General features: G+C 40.9%; 14 protein-coding genes. 4 read left to right on the forward strand and 10 right to left on the reverse strand.

What is annotated here, in order from left to right; genetic code table 11:
- Positions 1-17: 17 nt before the first annotated feature.
- The 4 genes from FR7_RS19895 to FR7_RS19910 all read right to left on the reverse strand — a co-directional run bounded on the left by FR7_RS19895 (position 18) and on the right by FR7_RS19910 (position 3,970).
- Positions 18-698 (reverse strand): FHA domain-containing protein, encoded by a 681-nt coding sequence (locus tag FR7_RS19895; protein ID WP_007932392.1) that lies wholly within the window; start codon positions 696-698, stop codon positions 18-20.
- Positions 699-819: 121 nt separating this feature from the next.
- Positions 820-1,641 carry a class D beta-lactamase gene (blaOXA, locus tag FR7_RS19900; RefSeq protein ID WP_007932394.1) on the reverse strand — a complete coding sequence of 274 codons (822 nt, stop codon included), beginning with the start codon at positions 1,639-1,641 and terminating at the stop codon, positions 820-822.
- 243 nt (positions 1,642-1,884) lie between these two features.
- On the reverse strand, positions 1,885-3,219 hold the full coding sequence (locus FR7_RS19905; protein WP_007932396.1) for an MFS transporter: 1,335 nt from the start codon (positions 3,217-3,219) through the stop codon (positions 1,885-1,887).
- A gap of 61 nt (positions 3,220-3,280) precedes the next feature.
- On the reverse strand, positions 3,281-3,970 hold the full coding sequence (locus FR7_RS19910) for an RraA family protein (protein WP_007932398.1): 690 nt from the start codon (positions 3,968-3,970) through the stop codon (positions 3,281-3,283).
- A gap of 182 nt (positions 3,971-4,152) precedes the next feature.
- Here FR7_RS19910 and FR7_RS19915 point away from each other — a divergent pair, with 182 nt between their 5' ends.
- On the forward strand, positions 4,153-5,031 hold the full coding sequence (locus FR7_RS19915; RefSeq protein ID WP_007932399.1) for a LysR family transcriptional regulator: 879 nt from the start codon (positions 4,153-4,155) through the stop codon (positions 5,029-5,031).
- A gap of 220 nt (positions 5,032-5,251) precedes the next feature.
- On the opposite strand, the gene FR7_RS19920 is transcribed toward FR7_RS19915, so the two are convergent.
- From FR7_RS19920 to FR7_RS19940, 5 genes are all read right to left on the reverse strand, one after another.
- Positions 5,252-5,599 carry a hypothetical protein gene (locus tag FR7_RS19920; RefSeq protein WP_237715560.1) on the reverse strand — a complete coding sequence of 116 codons (348 nt, stop codon included), beginning with the start codon at positions 5,597-5,599 and terminating at the stop codon, positions 5,252-5,254.
- A gap of 81 nt (positions 5,600-5,680) precedes the next feature.
- Positions 5,681-6,766, reverse strand: a complete 1,086-nt coding sequence (locus tag FR7_RS19925; RefSeq protein WP_007932402.1) for a two-component system sensor histidine kinase NtrB — start codon at positions 6,764-6,766, stop codon at positions 5,681-5,683.
- 77 nt (positions 6,767-6,843) lie between these two features.
- Positions 6,844-9,867, reverse strand: coding sequence for a chemotaxis protein CheB (locus tag FR7_RS19930; RefSeq protein WP_007932403.1), 3,024 nt, complete (start codon positions 9,865-9,867; stop codon positions 6,844-6,846).
- A 314-nt stretch (positions 9,868-10,181) separates the two neighbouring features.
- A complete protein-coding gene (gene hcp / locus FR7_RS19935; RefSeq protein ID WP_007932404.1) occupies positions 10,182-11,834 on the reverse strand; it encodes a hydroxylamine reductase in 1,653 nt (550 codons plus the stop codon).
- A 255-nt stretch (positions 11,835-12,089) separates the two neighbouring features.
- Positions 12,090-15,974 (reverse strand): acyl-CoA dehydratase activase, encoded by a 3,885-nt coding sequence (locus tag FR7_RS19940; protein ID WP_007932405.1) that lies wholly within the window; start codon positions 15,972-15,974, stop codon positions 12,090-12,092.
- Between the two features lie 452 nt (positions 15,975-16,426).
- On the opposite strand from FR7_RS19940, the gene FR7_RS19945 reads away from it, so the two are divergent.
- The 3 genes from FR7_RS19945 to FR7_RS19955 all read left to right on the forward strand — a co-directional run bounded on the left by FR7_RS19945 (position 16,427) and on the right by FR7_RS19955 (position 19,644).
- Entirely contained in the window at positions 16,427-16,882 is a 456-nt protein-coding gene (locus tag FR7_RS19945) for a MarR family transcriptional regulator (RefSeq protein WP_007932406.1), read from the forward strand.
- Positions 16,883-17,030: 148 nt separating this feature from the next.
- Positions 17,031-18,086 carry an HlyD family secretion protein gene (locus FR7_RS19950; RefSeq protein ID WP_007932407.1) on the forward strand — a complete coding sequence of 352 codons (1,056 nt, stop codon included), beginning with the start codon at positions 17,031-17,033 and terminating at the stop codon, positions 18,084-18,086.
- Positions 18,079-19,644: a DHA2 family efflux MFS transporter permease subunit gene (locus tag FR7_RS19955; protein ID WP_007932408.1), complete on the forward strand. Its 1,566-nt coding sequence runs from the start codon at positions 18,079-18,081 to the stop codon at positions 19,642-19,644. The genes FR7_RS19950 and FR7_RS19955 overlap by 8 nt, the downstream gene beginning before the upstream one ends.
- Before the next feature lie 78 nt (positions 19,645-19,722).
- Here the strand turns inward: FR7_RS19955 and FR7_RS19960 are convergent, their stop codons facing one another.
- Positions 19,723-20,175, reverse strand: coding sequence for an N-acetyltransferase (locus FR7_RS19960; protein WP_007932411.1), 453 nt, complete (start codon positions 20,173-20,175; stop codon positions 19,723-19,725).
- Positions 20,176-20,238 lie beyond the last annotated feature (63 nt).

Consider the following 20,238-nt stretch of genomic DNA (forward strand, 5'->3'; position numbering starts at 1 on the left):
TTTTCTCTACTATAATCTTATAAATTCAGCACATATCCGCGAGCTCGCATTGCTTTTAACATTTCCGACCGTTTGCCCAGTTTTTTGCGCACACGATAAATCAACACGTTGATTTCATCGACTCCTGCATCAGGAAGTGTACTTTTGCCAAGAATTCTTTCCGGCCATACCGCCGCCCTGATTTCATCATAGGTCACTACTGTATTGGCATGGTCATATAGCAGCTTAAAGAAGCGCCATTCTTTTTCTGTCAAGCTAACCAACTGACCATCAATACGGCATTCCCACTTAGCGCACTCCACAGTAATTGAAGTATCCCTTTTCAAAAACATGGATTGTGTTTGACTTAAATCCATTGTTTCTTCATTCTTGGAAGCGCTGACAATTCGGATTGCGGCAATCCCCATCGACAAGCTGATTGTATCCCCTCTATGAAGAATATGCTTTTCATAAGGAGTAATTGCTTTTCCATTTATCATTGTGCCATGCTTACTGCCTAAATCACACAGTATTATATCTTCTTCATTCTGTACAATATAGCAGTGCTTACGAGATATCAATTGATTGGAAAAACTCACATCGACTTGATGATCAAGACTGGAACGGCCAAGATATAATTCGTCCTTAAGAAATTCGATGCGAGTGCCCGCTTCGTAAGGTTCTCCTCTTTCTACTATAAGACAAGCACGCAATTGCAAAACCACCCCTCCATAGTCGCAGTCCTTTTATTTTACTATACTCTTTTAGTCCCGCTCTTTCAATACTAAAAAGACTGCCTGACTACGATTGTATCTTACCGGGTTCGGCAACTGTCAACTGCTATCGGGTAACCAAATTATATTTCTGAAGAATCCCTATCGTCACCTTTTTAGCGACTGGACCTGCAATTTCTTCCTGGCTGTCAAGATTAGCGGCAAATACATAAGGGTGTCCCTTTATAACAACAAAACCTACGAACCACCCTGTTGACAAGCCATCTTCAAGTCCTGAGCTTCCTGTCTTTCCATATAGTATGTACTCATCACCTTCCTGCTGAATCATGATCCGTTTAACGGTTTTCATTACACCTTTATCAAAGGGAAGAGTTTCCCGATATAACCCTTCAAGAAAATTAACCTGCTCTAATGGAGAAATCTTCAATGAGCTATTGAGCCAAAACCGATCAATGCCCCCGCTAATGTTACGATTTCCATAAGAGCACCGGTCCAGCCATTCCTGCATACGCCCTTCACCAATATCACGAGCCATTTCTTGATAATACCAGACAACAGAATTTCTCATGCCAGAAGCAAGAGTATGATCTTGATTCCAGTTATCTAATGTGCGTTTAGTTCCATCCCAATGTTTAATCTCATATTCATCTTTAACTGCTTTTACCTGCAAACCAATTAATGAATTCATAATTTTAAATGTAGAGTTTGGGGTTCTTTGCTCTTTGACTCTCTCGTTGTTATAAATAAACATTTTTCCTGATTCTAAATCTTTGAGGACGAATGTTCCTTCATTCTTTTGGAAAAATTCATTCACATTGACAGCAGCAACATCCAACACCTCAGCCGGTTGTATTTTTTTGGCACAAGCTGCAGCCGAACCTACCATAAAAAAGAGCATTATTAACATCACGATACTTTGTTTTTTCATATTACCACCTCTTAAATTTCTACTATTGTCCCTAATTATAATATTGTAAAATACCAAAAACAATAACAGCAAACTAACACGTTCCTAACTTTAATACAATAAAAAACCTAAAGAAGACATAACTTCTTGGCTTCTTTAGGTTTCTGACTTAATGTTTCTTATTATATTAGGCAAAGATGCTATTGCTTTTACTCCATAACGATTTATAACACTTTTAATATACAGCAGTTTGCCCTATTCAGCTTATATATTCAAAGGCTCCTCGACAGGTTCTGTTATGGTTAATACAACTAACAGGCTAATAAAGGAACTAGCAGCTAAAAACATGAATACTGCATCCCAGCTGTATGCATCAAGAATCATGCCCGTAATCAGTGGGGCACAAGCGCCGCCAAGCTGTCCGCCGGTATTAATGATGGAGGAAGCAATCGGAAATGTTTTTTTAGTCGTCAGCCCCATGGGATATACCATATAGGCGGAAAAGCCAACATTGAGTAAAATACCCGTTAAAAACAAAAGCGAACCGAGGAAAATAGGATCATTAGGTGCATTTGTTAATGCATACATCATAAAGGTGGTAGATAATGAAGTCATCATCATGAGCGGCTTGCGCCGTTTGTTTAACACCTTATCAGAAAACCATCCCCCTACCAAATTACCGATTACCGCTCCCACCCAAGGTGCTGAAGCAACAAAACCCATTTTCATGATGGTAAAATGTTTAACATTAATTAAATAGGTAGGAATCCAGGCCAATAGTACATTGACAATACCGAGAACAAAAAAATATGCAAGGGTGCTTCCCCATATATCCCAAGAACGGAATACTCTCGCATTCGTATCTAAAGGGTTAGCTTTCCGTGCTCGAATTAATTGATCCAGCCATTTAAGAGAGTATGGCCTTTTTTGTACTATTGCTTTTTGACTCAACTGTTCAGATTCAATATACTTCACTTCGGTCAAAGAGCAATGAGGACTTTCCGACGGATGATTCTTTACTAAAATATACCAAATCACGGAAAGGAATATACCTGGCAAAGCAAACCAATAAAAAATATAATGCCAACTGGACTGCTGAATAATCAGAGCGCATAAGGGCGGAACCACTACCGGTCCAAACTTGGCAGCGGAAAGGAATATGCCGGTTGCAAATCCCTTTTCCCGGGGTGGAAACCAGTTATTAATAGTGGACGTAATCCCAATAGGCAGCGGTCCTTCTGCTAATCCAAGACCAAAGCGATATATTTTCATCATCAAAGGTGAACTTGAACTTCCTATTAATCCGGTGAAAATAGATGTGGCAATCATTGCAAAAGAAAATATTCTCCGTACTCCAAATTTACTATATGCAAAACCAGAAGGCATCTGCGCAATCGCATATGCCAGCAAAAAGAGACTAACAAGGCCTCCCGCTTCTGTATTGCTCATATGAAACTCTTTGCGGATAAATGGCAGAGCAATTCCGATGTTTGCACGATCAGCAGCCGCCACTGTATATACTAAAAAAATAAGTCCTGCAACAACCCATCGAAACTTAGTTGGTTTTTCTGTTATGACATTTGCTACGTTTTGAGACATTTTTTCCTCCTTGTTATAGTAATATATTAATTTACCACTATTCCCATGTAATTATATGGATTTACATTTCGTCTGAATCAATATAATCACATTCTTTATCATGAAGCACTTTGTCAACCCATCTTCTATCCCATGTCTTGTTTTTAATGGCTTTCATCATATCCATTTCTTTCACTACCGTTGCTTTGGCCTTTTCCAAAAGTTCTGGAGCATCTTTAGGATCAATTACAACTACCCCATCCCCATCACCTACTATAATGTCTCCTGGATTTATCACAACGCCACCGCATGAAATGGAAACGTTAATTTCACCAGGTCCATCTTTATATGGTCCTTTCGGCGTTACGCCTGCTGCATAAACAGGAAAGTTCATTTTTCTTATGATTGCTGCATCGCGGACGGCGCCGTCAATAATGAAACCAGCAATTCCCCTTTGTTGTGCCCAAGTAATCATCATCTCACCAGTAACTGAATTGCTCGTTTCACCCGCAGCATCTACGATAATTACATCGCCAGGCGCAGCCATATCAATTGCTTTATTTAGCATTAGATTATCTCCCGGTCTGGATTTTACCGTGAAAGCAGTCCCTAGCAGTGGAGTTTCATTCATATTCCGAATTCTAGAATCGATACAGGACATCCGGTTCATATTATCTGCAATGTTTGCCACTGGAATTCCGTTAAATCCTTCTACTAGTTCCTTTGGGGGTCTCATTATGTTGCTATAAATTCGAAATCCCACATTTTTCATATCTATTCCTCCCTCTTACTACTATTTTGAAGCAATCTTTTCTTGTCAGCCGACTCAATCGAATAGTATATCTATTGACAAAATCTTTTAACTATTATAATTTTAAATTATAGACGAATCATAGTAAAATGAATTGATTTTCTATTAAATATCTATATATTCTATATTTAAGAGGTGCAGCCGTGTATACACTTGGAATTGAAGCCTTCTTAGCCATCGTACGTACCCAGAGTTTGAGTCGGGCAGCCGAGAAGCTACACCTTGCACAATCTAGCGTTAGTCACAGACTTAAAACACTAGAAGAAATGATGGGGGCAACATTAATTGAGCGCGGCAAAGGAATCAAAGAAATTAGCTTAACACCTATGGGTGCAGAATTCTTACAGTTGGCTGAAAGATGGAATTCCCTCTGGCTGGAAACTCAAATTTTAAAATCACAAGGTCCGAAACTTTCCTTATCCTTCGGTACCGTAAATAGTCTCAATACTTTTGTTTTTCCGCCAGTATTCAGCGCAATGACCCAACATCAACCACCAGTGATCTTAGAAATTCATACACTACATTCTATCCCCCTTTACGAAGAAGTCGAAAAGGGACAAATACATGTCGGATTTGCGCTTAGAGAACAGACCCTTCCCGGAGTAAAAGTTGAGCGCTTCCTGACCGCACCAATGGTAGTTCTACGCATGGGAGAACCATCTGATGGTAACGCAAAGCTAATCAATCCCAATGAGCTAGATCCAAACTATGAACTATATGTTCCTTGGGGACCACTTTTTCAGATTTGGCATGATCGCTGGTGGAATCCCCTTTGCCTATCAAGAATTAAATTAGAAAGCGCTCAACTATTATTTACACTTTTGCAGCATCCTCTCCAATGGGCAATCGTACCAATGTGGATCGCAAAATCAGCTTTAAAAGAGGGGAGATTTTCCTATTATCACTTATCTGATCCTCCACCAGATATCATTTGTTACAAACTCACTCACAAATATCCAAAACCAAGCACCCTCCAAAGTTTAGCCATCCTAGATCATTATCTTGACCTCGGTGATTACTAAAAATTGGTATGAATGAAAAAATGGGAATTCACCTACTTGCAAATAAAATGAACAAGATTGTAATATAACAAACGAGATGTAACTAAATCGTAAAAGCCGCTAATTCTTCCTTAAAAGGTAGATGATTAGCGGCTTTACAATTATAAGAATATCCCATTCCTTTGGATCAAAGAAAAACCATTGCACCATTTATGGATTACATTATTTCACTAAACTAAATTCATTCAAAATCATTTCGACCATTGCCTGAATAACGCACTAGATGTGAAAATCCTTTTGCTTCAAATTTGAAGATGATTAAATCTTCATCAAATTTTTCAGGACAGGATTTAACCTTTGAAACCAAAAATTCCAAGCCGTATTGGGAAAAGATCGTCCATAGCTGGCAAGGAAGTTCTTCTAATTCCTTATATGTTGCTAAAAACGGCTCATGATATTGCCCCTCAAAAAGCCTCTTTCTCCATAGACGATCTTGACTAAGTTCCATAGTTACATCTTCTAAATACTTCTCGTGAAATTTTTCTGTTATCGCAAATTGCATCCTATTATTTCCTACTTTCTTGTTCATAATGAATCCGACATTATGACAATTCTATCACGACTTTACGCATTTATCCTCTTTTTTATCGATCTCCTATTGGAAATACTATTACGACCACGAAAAATTCACCATAAAAGTGGTCCCAGCGTCTCCCGTCTTAATATCGATTTTTGCATTATGCCGATTCGCTATGCTGAAGCAAATTGGCAATCCCAGACCAGTACCATTTTCTTTCGTCGTCAAAAAGGGGGTACCTAATTTTTGTTTTATTTCCATCGGAATTCCCGTGCCTTGGTCTTGAATGGATAAAACCACTTGCTTGCCTTCCACAAACGTACTAATCGTCAATTTTCCTCCCGGTGCCATGGCTTCCAAGCCGTTCCTGACAAAATTGAGGATGAGTTGGCGCATCTCTTGGGCATCCAAAAGTAAAGGAGGAATATCAGTCAATTCCGTAACAATCCACTTTTCATTAAGCAGCGCATCAGACTCCATTAATGGCAGGATATTTTTAATAATCTCATTCAGGTTCTGGGGGGATTGATCCAGGGGCTTATTCTTCGCCAGGGAAAGATATTCCGTAATAATGGAATTGGCTCGATCTAGTTCGGTGACCATCAAATTGAGCTGGGAATTAAAATGTGCAAATTCCGTCCTCCGCATAAAGGACTGCAAGAAACCTCTTACCGTCGTCAAAGGATTCCTGATCTCATGGGCAATACCAGCAGCCATTTCCCCAATTAAGTTTAACCTTTCCATCCGAGACATCTCTTTTTCCATCAGCTTACGTTCCGTAATATCAGCTATAATCGATCTGTATTTTGATCCATAATCGCCAGCACCCGGCAGCGGCATACTAATAATTTGAGCATGGATCATCCCAGTGTTTCGAGGTATAACTCCTAATTCAGTAATGACTTTTTTACCAGTTATCCGGCATGTTCGCAGATGGTCAAAAAAAAGCTTATAACTTCCTTTCGCAAGAAAAACAGACATTGGCATTCCGAGTAGCTGGGGTCGTTCCATACCTAACAGGGCTGCGCCAGCAAGGTTAATCTCACTGATACAGCCCGTTTTATCGAAAGTCACATAACCCACTGGCGCAAAATCATAAAGATCAGCATAGCGATTGCGTGACTCCTCCAACTCCCCCAGAGCTTCTTGCATCGTCCTGCACTGAATTTCTAAGTCCATATTCTCCTCCTATTGACCAAACGCGTTGTTTCTCTGCTCCTAGTGTGTACTTTTACCTTTTTCTTTTTGATTTACTGTTATTCGGTCTGCAAAGCAATTGTTTCAAAAGACATCAGAATCAATTTTGCATTATCGTGCAAGTTTACAATCCGCCGGGCATTAATCAGCATTGTTAAATTCCCGACATCAGGTAAATCGCCAGTGATCGCAAAATCTTCGAACGCCGTGTCATGGTCGAGAAGATCCGCCAACAGGGTGTACAGTTCAAGTAGGTTCCACTGACTGTCTTTGATTTGAAAAATGGATTGCCCAATCAAGTCTCCAGGTGTCATTTGAAAAATTTGATAAAAAGCTTTATTAGCTGTTTTCAAGCGCAAGTCAGCATTAAGAACCACCATAGGATGCCTTACCGTTTCCACAATGGCTTCGGCGTATTCCCGAGCCTCCTGGATAACTCTAATGCTTCGCTTGATAGCGTCAATATCAGCAAAAGTGATGATAACGCCGTCGATCTTGTTATCCGTAGTCCGATAGGGACGTATCTGCATGGAGTACCAGTGGCCTGTTCGGTCTTGAACTTCTTGCTCCGTACTGTTTAGAGTATCAATTACCTGTAAACTCACTTGCTCCAAATCAGGAACATCGATGTTTGGTTTAATATTACCGATCGGTCGTCCTACATCAGCCCCTATCAAATTGAATACCTTTTCTGCAAGTGAGTTGAAACGTCTAATGCGTAAATCGCTGCTGAGTATAAGAACAGGGAGGTTAATGCTGCGAAGAAGATTGATCATATCATTGTTGACATGATTCAATTCCATATTACGGGTTCTTAGTTCTTCGTTCAGGGTCATCAACTCTTCATTTGTCGACTGAAGTTCCTCTTTTGCAGTCTCCATCTCTTCATTCATACTCTGCAGCTCTTCGTTGCTCGATTGTACTTCCTCATTGGCGTACCGGAGATCCTCATTGACTACTTCATGCTGATCAATAATCGACTGCAAATATTCTTTTGTAGCAGCAACTTCCTGTTTTAAACGCCGTGCCTCCTCTGCAGCTCCTGGTTGAAGAATTTCCTGTGAAGTGCCACTTTCAACTGCACTATAAAGCTCGGTATGAGATGCAGCATCCTGAAACAATACCAGAAAGTATTCGCCTCTTTGAAATGGACCATTAATAGGAACAACATCAACATTAATCGAGAGTGAATATCCATTTTTAAAAAGGTGCAATCCTTCTTTTCTGACCATTGCATTTTCTTTTTTGGCTTGATTAACAGCTGCCCGCAATCCGGTAAACAATCCATCCCGAGCCATCTTCAGTAAATTTACGCTGGGCATTCCTGGTGCAGGTTCAAGATACACACCAGTACGCCCCCGAAACTGGATAATATCCAACTTGCTGTTAATAATGACACCAGATGGAGCATATTTTCCGAGAACGATCCGATCAGCCTCTTTATGTACTTCCATCCAGGAATCGCCGCTAAATCCGTCTGCATCAGCCGTGCGACGATTTTGGATGGATGCCGCATGCTCAATGGCAGAAAAATCAAATACCATAGGAGTGGTTACCGATTTCTTCGTGTAAATCCTATGTTTTTTATCCACCAAACCAAACAAATCAGCAAATACACCTATGGATTCTGATGAACCTAACATCAGAAAACGATTGGGATTTAAGGCATAATGAAAAATCGGAAAAATTCGTTTATGCAATGCCGGACCAAAATAGATTATTACATTGCGGCAACTGATGAGATCCACTCTGGAAATAGGCGGGTCCTGCCCGATGTCCTGCCTAGCGAATACGCATATGTCACGAATTCTCTTACTAACCTGATAGCCCTGTTCCACCTCGACAAAGAAGCGGCTGATCTGTGCCGGAGAAACATCGCTCATGATCGTCTTAGGATAGATTCCAGACCGCGCTTTTTCGATAACGATTTCATTAATATCCGTAGCGAAGATCTGGATTCGCTGGTTGACGTTGTTGTCCTCCAAAAACTCCAGTAAAGCTATGGCTAGTGAATAGGCCTCCTCGCCAGTTGAACACCCGGGTACCCACAGCCGGATAGGTACATTTGGCACGGCAGTACTCACGATGGATGGAAAAACCACCTCTTTCAAAGTGTCGAAGGCCTGCTGGTCACGAAAAAATTTCGTGACATTGATCAGCATATCTTGCTGCAAAGCGGTAAGTTCTGCGCCGTTTTCCCATAGATAAGCAATATAATCATCAAGCTTTTCTATTCTGAGTAAAACCATTCGGCGCATAATACGCCTTTTTATAGTAAACTGCTTGTATTCAGCGAAATTAATGCCGCTGACTTTGCGTAGCAGAGCGATAATTCGATCAAGTGCCTCCGCTCCGTCGGGGAACAGCTCGATGTCTTCCGATATCGAACTTGTAATCATCTGGGATTGACCAAGACGTGAAAGTTCACCTGCAATTTGCAGTGGCTCCAAAATAAAATCTACCATACCGGTAGCGATTGCGCTGCACGGCATGCTGTCATATTTCGCTGACTGAGGAGTTTGGGCAAAGGCAATACCGCCAGCAGCCTTTATTGCTTTTATCCCTTGCGCACCATCTGCGCCGTTTCCAGACAAAATCACACCGAAAGCCTTGCTCTCTCTATCCATAGCCAGTGATTCGAAGAAAGAATCGATGGGCGTATACCGCCCCACACCGCTTTTTTGCGGTACGGTAGTCAGCACTCCATTCAAAACACGTAGCTCTGTTCCAGGTGCAATAACATAAACTTGATTTGGCTGCGCGACAGCATGATCTCTTACTTCGCAGACAGACATAGCTGTCGCCTTTGCCAAAATGTCCGACAAGGCACTGTCATTGTTGGCATCCAAATGCTGAATAACGACAAAAGCCATGCCAGTTGTTTCCGCCATACCCTCAAATAACTGCAACAGGGCCTGCAGCCCTCCAGCAGAAGCTCCAATGCCGACGATCAGACAATCTTGCCGCTGGAATTGGTTAGCATCTGTACATCCTGTTGTCGAAGCAAGCCTAGCGGCAGCCCCAAAAGATTGCCTTCCAGATTGCTGGTTATGGGCTTTGTCACCGGAATTATTTTTTGTCAATATTCTCTCTCCTTTTACAAATAGAAACAGCATTATGCCTCTACACAGCCTCGCAGAAATCCCAATCGATAAAATACTCCACAACGAGTCATCTTTATGCAACGTTCTACAACACTGCACACTTCTCCTCTCTGGAAATTAAAAGCATTTTAGGGAAAATATAGTTTTCCTAAATATTCTCTCCCTATAAAAAGCAATCCATAATAAATTTAACAAATTAAAGCAAAAAACCCGCTAAAATCGCAGGTTTTTCTTGTAGGTTTAAATTTAATTGGCATAGATGAGTCGAAACAAATTTTAATGTGAATATCTTACTAATTGGCCTGCTTAAGCGCACTTCTCAAATCATCCTCAGGTGTACTGATTGGTTTTATAGCAAAGGTTTCCACAAGGTATTGCAGCACATTGGGGGATATAAAGGCTGGTAAACTTGGTCCTAAATACATTCCATTGATCCCTAGTGATAATAATGCTAATAAATCAGCAACAGCCTTTTGCTCATACCAGGATAGTATAATGGAAAGCGGCAAAGAATTGACATCGGTATCAAAAGCATCAGCTAATGCTGTAGCGATTCGAACTGCTGAATAGGCATCATTACATTGTCCGATATCGAGTAATCTTGGCAAGCCAGCCACCGTTCCAAAATCCAATTTGTTAAATCGGTACTTACCGCAAGCTAACGTGAGAATGACACAATCCTCAGGAACCATTTGGGCAAACTCGGTATAATAACTTCTGCCTGGTCTTGCTCCATCACAGCCGCCGATTAAGAAGAAATGTCTTAATTTTCCTTCCTTAACTGCATTAACAATGGCTTCGGCATGGGATAATGTTGCATGATGTCCGAAACCAACGAGGATTTCTTTTTTCTCTTCCTCTTCTTTGAATCCACCCAGCTCCAGTGATTTCTTAATGATTTCACTAAAATCCTTAGTTCCGTCGCCAGAGGCCCCAATGTATTTTACTCCATCCCAGCCTACAACACTCGTCGTAAAGATTCTATCCTTATAAGTTTCTCTCGGTCTCATCAAACAGTTCGTTGTCATTAAAATGCATCCTGGTATTTCATCAAATTCTTTCTGCTGATTTTGCCAGGCAGAACCATAGTTGCCGACTAAATGCTTATATTTTTTCAGTGCAGGGTATCCATGGGCGGGCAGCATTTCACCATGGGTATAAATGTTAATGCCCTTGCCTTCTGTTTGCTCAAGCAGCATCTCTAGATCTCTTAGATCATGACCGGATATAATGATAAATGGACCTTTCTTCACATTCACATTCACTTTATGAGGAGAAGGATTTTCGTATGTTGTAGTATTGGCCTCATCCAGCACCTTCATTACTTCTACACTCATGTTCCCGGTTCTCATTACCATCCGTATCATTTCTTCAAGTGTTAAACGATCATTCGTCGTAGCTTCTAACCCTAAGAAATAGAATTGGTCTACTTGATCACTATTGTATTTAATAAATCTGGCTTGATGTCCATAGGCACTAATACCTTTTAGTCCAAATAATATCGTGGAACGCAGGGACCTGATATCAGCATCCAGATTCTGATCATACATAATTCCAGCCTTCACTGCTTCTTTTAGCATTTCTTCTTTGGTATTACTCACATTAAAAGTAGCTGCTTCTGGATATTGCCCCTCTGGTGCCAAATTTCTCAGCTTTTCTTTTATCTTTTGTGATTCCTTTATTAAATTCACATGCACCTGAGCATCAAAGTTTACATTTGTTAAGGTTGTAAACAAGCCATTTTCTACAAATTTTACAGTTTCCTGATCAATTTTCTTTCCTTGCTCGATTAAAGGCTTGGCATAGCAAGAAATTCCCTTTAACTGATAAATTAATAAATCTTGTAAATTTGCAATTTCTGGTGTTTTTCCACAAACACCACTTTTCGTACAGCCTTTTCCGCCAAATGTTTGCTCACACTGATAACAAAACATTGAATGATCCATTTTAGTCTCCCCTTTTATTCTGTTTTTCAGTAAATTGCTTTATCTCCTATAAAAATTCTAAGATATGAGTATTTCACAATCGACTGCTATCTATTTACTTCTTTATTATTCCTTACAACGATTTTGTTATACGCCTTCTTCCCTATCTCAAATTAAAGAAACTTATGCTTTTCTATACATAGAGCAAATACCCTGAAAACGAGTTATCGTCTTCAGGGTATTTCACTTTTACGAATTTATTGTATCGTCTAGGTCTTATATATAATGCATAAACGTATCAAGTAACTCTTTATTATTACTATGACTCGATCCATCAAAAGCCAGGTCAAGTACAGGATGTTTAATCTCGTCTTTATCTCTGTCTCTCAGAAGTTTCTGTATGGTAGCTGTATTTTCATACATGGAACTCACCGCCAAAATTCCATCCACATGCTCTGGGCAGCGAAAGATCTTGGCAAGTCGATAGCGTCCCGCTCCTCCCGCATATAGGGGCAGCCTCCTATCAGCCTCTTTCAATAACTCATCAATATTCCTATCAAAAGGACTATATTCTGACAAACCATCGGAAATATTATTCATTACACGCTTTACTCTCTCCAGCTGCTCTTTGAATCCTTTCCGGTTCTTAGAACTCTTCTTAAGGCTCTCATACCCTGTAAACAGTAGAACCTCAGATAAAGGCTGGTACATCAATTTATGATTTTTCTCTAAACCTTTTAATTGAGAATTCGTTAGATATTCGTTGAATATAACGCTCCATTCTCCCAGAACAACGATCTTTTTATCATATGTCTTATTCTGTAATTTTTGATACACATCTTGAGAAAGCTGAATCAGGTTCTGTTCATTCAGCCCACCGTGCCTGATTAAATCCAGCACTTTCAGCAAAATCAGTTCCCGGTCTACTGGATCAGAAGCTTGAGCCAAATCAGCCGCCATAACCCCTAATGCAAAGTCATAACCATACTCTTTGCTTTCCAATAAATCTTCAATAAATGGAGAAATCACTTCCCCTTGATAGCCTGCGCCTTTTAATTTTTCATTTACCAGCCTTCCGTACTGACCATACACCTCGCTGCCTTCACTTTGGGGCAGCCACAGCTTAATTCTCTTCTCTTCAGATTTCTCCAAATAGTAGAAGATGTCCCCCAATAAGGAAAACATAGATACATATTCCTTAGACTTGGTAAATCCTTTTCCCACTTCTAATGACTGTTGGCCGGTTGGCGGTAAAAGATCTGCTGCAATTCCCTTGGATGTAAACCATTCACATAAAACTTGACTATAGGGATAAAGATTTGGCAGTAACAGTTTTCCCTGAAAGCTTTCTTCTTTACTCCGGGTGGTATTAGGTATTGATTTTTTTATGGTTTTCGCATCATAATGATCCAAACTATTGATAAAAGCTTCTAACCGGGTAATAACCCCGACACTCGATGAGTGTTCGTCAACCTCAATATGCAAATATGGTTTCCCCTGCATTTCGGCATTGAAATAATGACTCAGCACCGTATCCGGACCGCATCCATGATTGGTAATATAGATGGGATACAGATTAGGCATATCCCGTACAATTTTTGCTCCGGCTAAGATATGTTGTCCAAAGGGCCAATACATATTGGGATGATCCTCTGAAACATCGTAGTCAAAAGCCGGAATGTTAGCAAGGTTTAGTACCTTATAGCCCATCTTCCTTAAGGTTTGGGGAATCTTCATATTCAGTACAGGATCGGCTACATTATAGGTTCTGGTCATAATCACAAAGGCCTTTTCCCCATCTTGAAGACTCTTAACCAATTCCTGGCTTAAGACCTCCACATCCCGGCCATATTCCTGCATCCTAGCCATGCCTTTCATAATGGCAAATACCATCTGCCCTTTATTTTTCCCTAATTCCTTTCCCATACGCAGTAAAGTCTTCATCATATACACTTTGCCGAACTTGAAGGAAAGGGCTGGAGCTAATAATTTCACACCTTTTTTCTCTAAGTCCATCACATGGGAAACAATCTGCGAGGCGGTCTGCATGTATACGCAGGCATAATCTTCCCGGGATTTTGATACATCATGCTTCATCGTGTACAGACTTGGCAGAAAAATATAATCGACTCCTTGTTTTAATAAAGAAGCTACATGACCATTGATCAGCTTAATCGGATAGCAGGTTTCTTCCAGAGAATACTCCTGGCTAAGAGCCACAATTTCCTCATCGGTTGCTTTGGACAGAACTACATTAAAGCCTAGTGTTTTAAAGATTTCATGAAACATAGGAAACAATTTGTGCAAGAATAAGACTCTGGGAATACCAATCGTAAGCTTCGCAGCATCAATGTCCCCGGTATAACCTTTTAGAAATAGTCCTTCCATCTCCTGATCCACATTTCGCGGGATAGAACGATCAGCCTCTTTGCTGACACTGTTAGCAATTTGGATCAACTTCTCCTTAACCAAAAGTGCAGTACCTAATGCACCTGTCACACTGAAGAATTTCGGCAGGATGATATTACGTTTTAGAACCCCGCGAAATGCGTTGACCACCGCCTGATTATGAGCAATCCCTCCCTGTAAGAACACTGTATTACCAATGGCTCTATTTCCCACCACACGGTTTAGATAGTTGCTTACAATGGAGTAAGCCAGTCCTGCGGCAATATCTTCCTTACTTTCATTACTTGCCAAGGCTTTGGCAACATTTCCTTCAATAAACACCGTACACCGATCTCCCAAATTCAAAGGGTTTTCACTTTTCAGCGCCAGCTGGGAGAAATCTTCGATAGGAATATCTAATTTTTTTGCCTGTTCCTCAATAAATGATCCTGTTCCTGCGGCGCAAATTTTGTTCATCTCAAAATCCACAACCATACCGTTTTGTATGCTGATATATTTAGAATCCTGTCCGCCGATTTCAAAAACAGTGTCCACCTCAGGATCAGCCTCTACCGCACCTTTGGCTTGGGCAGTAATCTCATCTACAATGACTGCTGCTTCTAATTCATTCCCAATGAGATAGCGCCCGGATCCCGTAGTGCCTATACCTTTTATCCTAAGGCGATGCTCAAACTGTTCCTGCAAAGAATCCATTCCTTCGCGAACAGCCTGTCTGGGATTCCCTTTTGTACGCAAATAGCGGTATGCAATCACATGTTTCTCATCATCGATTACTACCAGGTTAGTACTGGTAGAGCCAATGTCAATTCCCAAATATCCCTCATAACGGTTAGCCACATGCTGGCAGTCATGTTTATGAATGCTTTCATTTTGACCGAAGGGATATAAGGCGGGATAACCATCATTTCGTGCATCCTTTTTATGTGAAAAACCAGCAGCACTTTTAAGCTCTTCCAACGTTACTACCTGCTTTTTCTCATTTGCAAGACGAGCTGCACCCCACGCACTCATCTTATCAAAATGCTCTGGTATCAAGATATCTTCATCTTCTAATGCAAATACTTCTTTTAATGCCTTTATAACGCCTTTGTTATATACTACACCTCCAGTGAGCATAACTGGTTTTGCAAGAATCGCTTTTTGTACCACATTGGCTTTAAAATTTCGCACAAGAGCGTACGCTAGTCCTAATAATATATCTTCGGTTTTCACACCTTCCTGTTGATGGTGGATCATATCGGTTTTAGAAAACACGCTGCATCGTCCGGCAATCCGGGGTATGGTTGTCGCTTTTTGCGTGTAATCGGAATACTCATACAGACTAATTCCCAGCCGTGAAACTTGTTCTTCCAAAAAAGATCCAGTTCCGGCAGAACAGCTTGAGTTCATGGAAAATTTGATATGTGTTCGGTCTTGTGCCGAAAGATTTGTAATACACTTCGCTTTTTGGGCTCCCAGCTCAATGATGCTCTGCAAAGAATCATTGCTGGCAAAAGCTCCTTCAATTAACGCCGTGACTTCATTAAGGTAATAGTTCTTCAAAGCAGGCATTCCTTCTGCCTGTTCGCCGGTGATACCAAAATAAAACTCTTCGACTTTATATTCCTTTTCTATTTTCTCCAGCATATTCCTAAATGCTGTATCGATATTACCGCGATGAAACAAATATTCACTACCTATTTCCTGCTCATTGTCATCTAAGATGATATATTTGAATGTGGAATAACCTATATCTATGCCTAAACGAACCATTACGTCACCCCTTACTGATTATGATTATCATGCACTCTGATTAGGCCAATTATACTATAATCAATCTAGCAATTCGGTAGCCATTGCTACGCTTTTTGAAAATAAGACCTTTTGAATCGCGAAGACGCGAAGAATAGGAAGAACACGAAGTAAACATACTTTCTCGACCTATTACCTTCGCTTCTTCGTGCCTTCGCGGCTTCGTGTTTTTTTTTGTGCACTCCTTTGTGTGCCGCAGTGCGGCATTGTGTTTTTGTGGTTCATATATACGCTATAAAACCATATTTTAATCAAATTCACAATTAATTCCATTAATAGAATGAACTTTTTACTTATCATCCTATCATACTTACTGTGCAATAAAGTTAATGCTTGACACCTATCGTTTACTTGGTATACTACTACTATGCAAATTAAAAATTGCATCTTATAATAGCAAAGGAAGTAAGAAAATGCCTAACCAAAGTCAGTGCGTACTGGACACAATGCTGCGAATGATCCATAAAGCCTCAGAAATTATGGCAGAGCCACGAGTTTTTGGTACCGAAGTTTTATATGCCTCTGAAATCCACATGATTGACGTTATTGGCCGAAATCCAGGAATCCATGTTACAGAAATCGCCAATAAATTAGGTATTACGAAGGGAGCGGTTCCTAAGATTATTGGCAAGCTCCTCCAAAAAGAGTTGATCTATCGCTATCAAGCAGAAAACAATAAGAAAATGGTTCTCTTTACCCTTACTCCAAAAGGGCTTATGGCTTTTCAAAGCCATACTGAATTTCACAAAAAACTGGATCAGGGTATTATTAAGAAATTCAATTCATTACAAAAATCCGAATTACTTATGTTTCATGATATCATGCATGAAGTCGAAGAGTACATTGATAGAATCGAAAAAGAAAAATAATGTTAGTGAGATGTTTACCAGGTAAACATCTCACTAACATTACCTATTGCACTACTTTTCTCTCCTTATAAAGGAACTTCCCTCTCGCGAAAATCCTGCTATATTTACTCCAGTATATGAATCTCAATATTTAGGAAAAGGTGATATTATGAAAGTTACTACAAAATTCGTTAAAATTATGATCGTACTTTTGCTCGTACTTGGCGGGGTCGGCGCCTATTACTATTCACAACGCGGTGAAGTATCAACAGACGACGCTGGCATTGACGGCCGCACAGTAGTGTTAAGTCCGAAAGTACAAGGCTATGTGAAAGCCTTGAATGTGCAAGACAATCAGTTGGTAAAGTCCGGCGATGTTCTATTGGAAATTGATCCTACTGATTATATTGTCAAGCGGGATCGGGCCAAGGCTGTATTGGCTGCCTCTCAAGCAGCAGCTAATGCTTCCCATAGCAATTTGGAAACGGCTGCGATTTCCGCTCCCTCTAGCATTGATGCGGCAATCGCTCAGGTGTCATCTGCACAAGCAACTTGGGAGAAAACACTAGCTGATAGACAACGCATGGAAAGCTTATTCAGCTCTGGTGCCTGCTCTTTGCAGCAGTTGGATCAAGCGGTGGCAACAGAAAAGTCAGCTCGTTCCACCTTGGATCAAATGCGCGCTGGTCTTCATTCAGCCAATACAGCACCGAGCGTGATTGCAGCCGCCAAAGGTACAAGTGAGCAATTAGAGGCTCAAGTAAAGCAGGCCGAAGTAGATCTTGCACAAGCTGAAAATGATCTGGCAAATACCAAAATCATAGCTCCTATCGATGGGCGTATTACAAACCGCAGTGTAGAAATCGGCAATTATGTGCAGGCAGGAAGCCAATTAGCTTCTTTAGTGGGCACAGACTTATGGGTTGTTGCCAATTTCAAAGAAACACAGTTAGAACATATGCAGCCTGGACAATCCGTTGATATCAAGATTGACGCTTTCCCTAATGTGAAGCTGTATGGTAAGGTAGACAGCATTCAAGCTGGTACAGGCTCTCATTTTTCTCTTTTCCCTGCTGAGAATGCTACCGGGAACTTTGTTAAAATCGTACAGCGAGTTCCCGTAAAAATCGTATTTGACAGCTTGCCAGATACCATTCATCTAGGTCCTGGCATGTCGGTAGTACCAACGGTTCACACAGCAAATGCAGGATATCGTCATGAGTGACGATGCACTAAGACCCGTAAACCCTCTTTTGATATCAACTGCCGTTAGTCTTGCCGCCTTCATGGAAGTACTGGATACAACGATTGCCAATGTTGCACTTTCTCACATTTCCGGATCACTGGGCGCCAGTTCAGAGGAAAGCACCTGGGTACTCACCTCCTACCTGGTAGCCAACGGCATTATTCTGCCCCTGTCCGGCTGGTTATCCGCCCTGATGGGACGCAAAAACTTTTTCATCTTCTGTATTTTAGGATTTACCCTTACCTCTTTTCTATGTGGTATTGCCACTTCACTGCCTATGCTAATTGTATTTCGATTATTGCAGGGGTTGACAGGTGGCGGCTTGCAGCCTAGTCAGCAGGCCATCATCAAAGACAGTTTCCCCGCGGAAAAGCTGGGAATGGCCTTTGCTATCACAGGGATAACAACCGTATTAGCTCCCATATTGGGACCAACACTAGGCGGTCTCATCACGGATAACTTTAGCTGGCGCTGGATTTTTTTTATGAACGTGCCTGTTGGCCTGTTGGCGGCCTTTCTCGTTAATAGCTTGGTCGTAGACCCGCCCAGTGCACAAAAACAAAAAGTCGACTCTATCGACTATATTGGCCTCGGCTTAATTGCCCTTGGTCTTGGAGCCCTGCAAATCGTTCTGGATAAAGGCCAGCAGGAAGATTGGTTTGACAGTTCCTTTATCGTAATCTTTGCAATCATTGCTGCCGTCGGTCTTATTCTAGCTGTTTTTTGGATATTACGGCAGAAAAACCCGGTAGTTGAGCTAAAGCTCTTTGCCATTCCCAGTTTCAGTTTACCCTGCATTATGATTTTCTTTGTTGGTTTTGCTCTTTACTCAAGTGCCATGTTATTACCTATGCTGGTGCAAACAAGCTTCGGTTATGACGCGACTCTGTCCGGCCTGGTACTTTCACCAGGCGGAATCGCCACCTTAATCATGATGCCAATCGTCGGTAAACTGGTAAACAAAATTCAGGCAAAATATCTCATTTCATTTGGCATGCTGCTAAGCGCCGTTGGCATGTGGGCAACTGGACTTGTAACACCGCAAACGGGATACAGCACCTTCGTTTTGGTACGTGCCCTGCAAACAGTTGGTATCCCTTTTCTATTTATACCTGCCAGTACCCTCGCCTTCTCTAAAATTTCTCCAGAAAGCAGCAGTAATGCCTCAGCAATTATTTCATTAATGCGTAATTTAGGAGGCAGTATTGGCATTGCTCTGGTAACGAACAAACTTATACACAGCCAGCAGATTGAACAAGCACATCTGGTACAGCATTTGACCACGGCTGATCCTGGTTATCAAAGCGCAATTGCAAGCTACACCCAGTCAATTATGAATTTGGGTGTGCCAGCAGTTCAGGCATCCACAATGGCAATCGCCAAAATCTATCAGGAACTTATCCAACAGGCCAATATCCTTGCCTATCGCGATGCTTATAACTTCGTCGCTATTATATTGGTAGTTCTGGCTATTGTTGCTCTATTTATGCCAAGCAATGCACTGCAGAAAAAAAGCGCCCCGACTGCATCACACTAGAGCAATTCTAACTTAAATATTCTGATTCTACAAAGAAAGAATGGGCATTACTCTTTTGTGAGTACTACCCATTCTTTCTTATATTTCTATGTTCAAAGCAATTTCATCACAGTTCGGAAACTTAGTACAGTTAATACATTCTTTCCAGACCTTATGAGGCAATTGATCTTTTGATAATTCTTTGAAACCTTGTTTTATAAAAAATCCAGGCTGATAGGTCAAGGTAAAGATCGTCTTTATCTCTAAGGTTTTTGCTTCTTCAATTAGTGCCTGTACAATGCTGCGGCCAATGCCTGATTTCGTGACATGAGGCGCGATTGCCATTGCTCTAATTTCCGCAAGCGCATCCCACACTAAATGCAGCGCCCCCATGCCAACAACTTCTCCATTATCTTCTGCCAAAACAAAGTCCCGCAGGCATTCATACAGCATATTCCGGGAACGCCCTAACATTAATCCTTGTTCAGCATAAGCGTTAATTAATGTGTACATGGTTTCTACATCTTTGAATGTAGCTTTACGATAAAGCACTTATACCACTCCCTTAACGTATAATTATACATTATACATTAATAAAAATACTTTCACAATCCA

Source organism: Pelosinus fermentans DSM 17108, assembly GCF_000271485.2.
In the GTDB taxonomy this organism is placed as follows: Bacteria; Bacillota; Negativicutes; order DSM-13327; family DSM-13327; genus Pelosinus; species Pelosinus fermentans.

Excerpts from the sequence above, each read along its gene's own strand:
- FR7_RS19925 (WP_007932402.1), bottom strand. The coding sequence starts at position 6,766 with ATGGACTTAGAAATTCAGTGCAGGACGATGCAAGAAGCTCTGGGGGAG.
- FR7_RS19950 (WP_007932407.1), top strand. The coding sequence starts at position 17,031 with ATGAAAGTTACTACAAAATTCGTTAAAATTATGATCGTACTTTTGCTC.
- FR7_RS19955 (WP_007932408.1), top strand. The coding sequence starts at position 18,079 with ATGAGTGACGATGCACTAAGACCCGTAAACCCTCTTTTGATATCAACT.
- FR7_RS19945 (WP_007932406.1), top strand. The coding sequence starts at position 16,427 with ATGCCTAACCAAAGTCAGTGCGTACTGGACACAATGCTGCGAATGATC.
- FR7_RS19940 (WP_007932405.1), bottom strand. The coding sequence starts at position 15,974 with ATGGTTCGTTTAGGCATAGATATAGGTTATTCCACATTCAAATATATC.
- FR7_RS19905 (WP_007932396.1), bottom strand. The coding sequence starts at position 3,219 with ATGTCTCAAAACGTAGCAAATGTCATAACAGAAAAACCAACTAAGTTT.
- FR7_RS19920 (WP_237715560.1), bottom strand. The coding sequence starts at position 5,599 with ATGAACAAGAAAGTAGGAAATAATAGGATGCAATTTGCGATAACAGAA.
- FR7_RS19910 (WP_007932398.1), bottom strand. The coding sequence starts at position 3,970 with ATGAAAAATGTGGGATTTCGAATTTATAGCAACATAATGAGACCCCCA.
- hcp (WP_007932404.1), bottom strand. The coding sequence starts at position 11,834 with ATGGATCATTCAATGTTTTGTTATCAGTGTGAGCAAACATTTGGCGGA.
- blaOXA (WP_007932394.1), bottom strand. The coding sequence starts at position 1,641 with ATGAAAAAACAAAGTATCGTGATGTTAATAATGCTCTTTTTTATGGTA.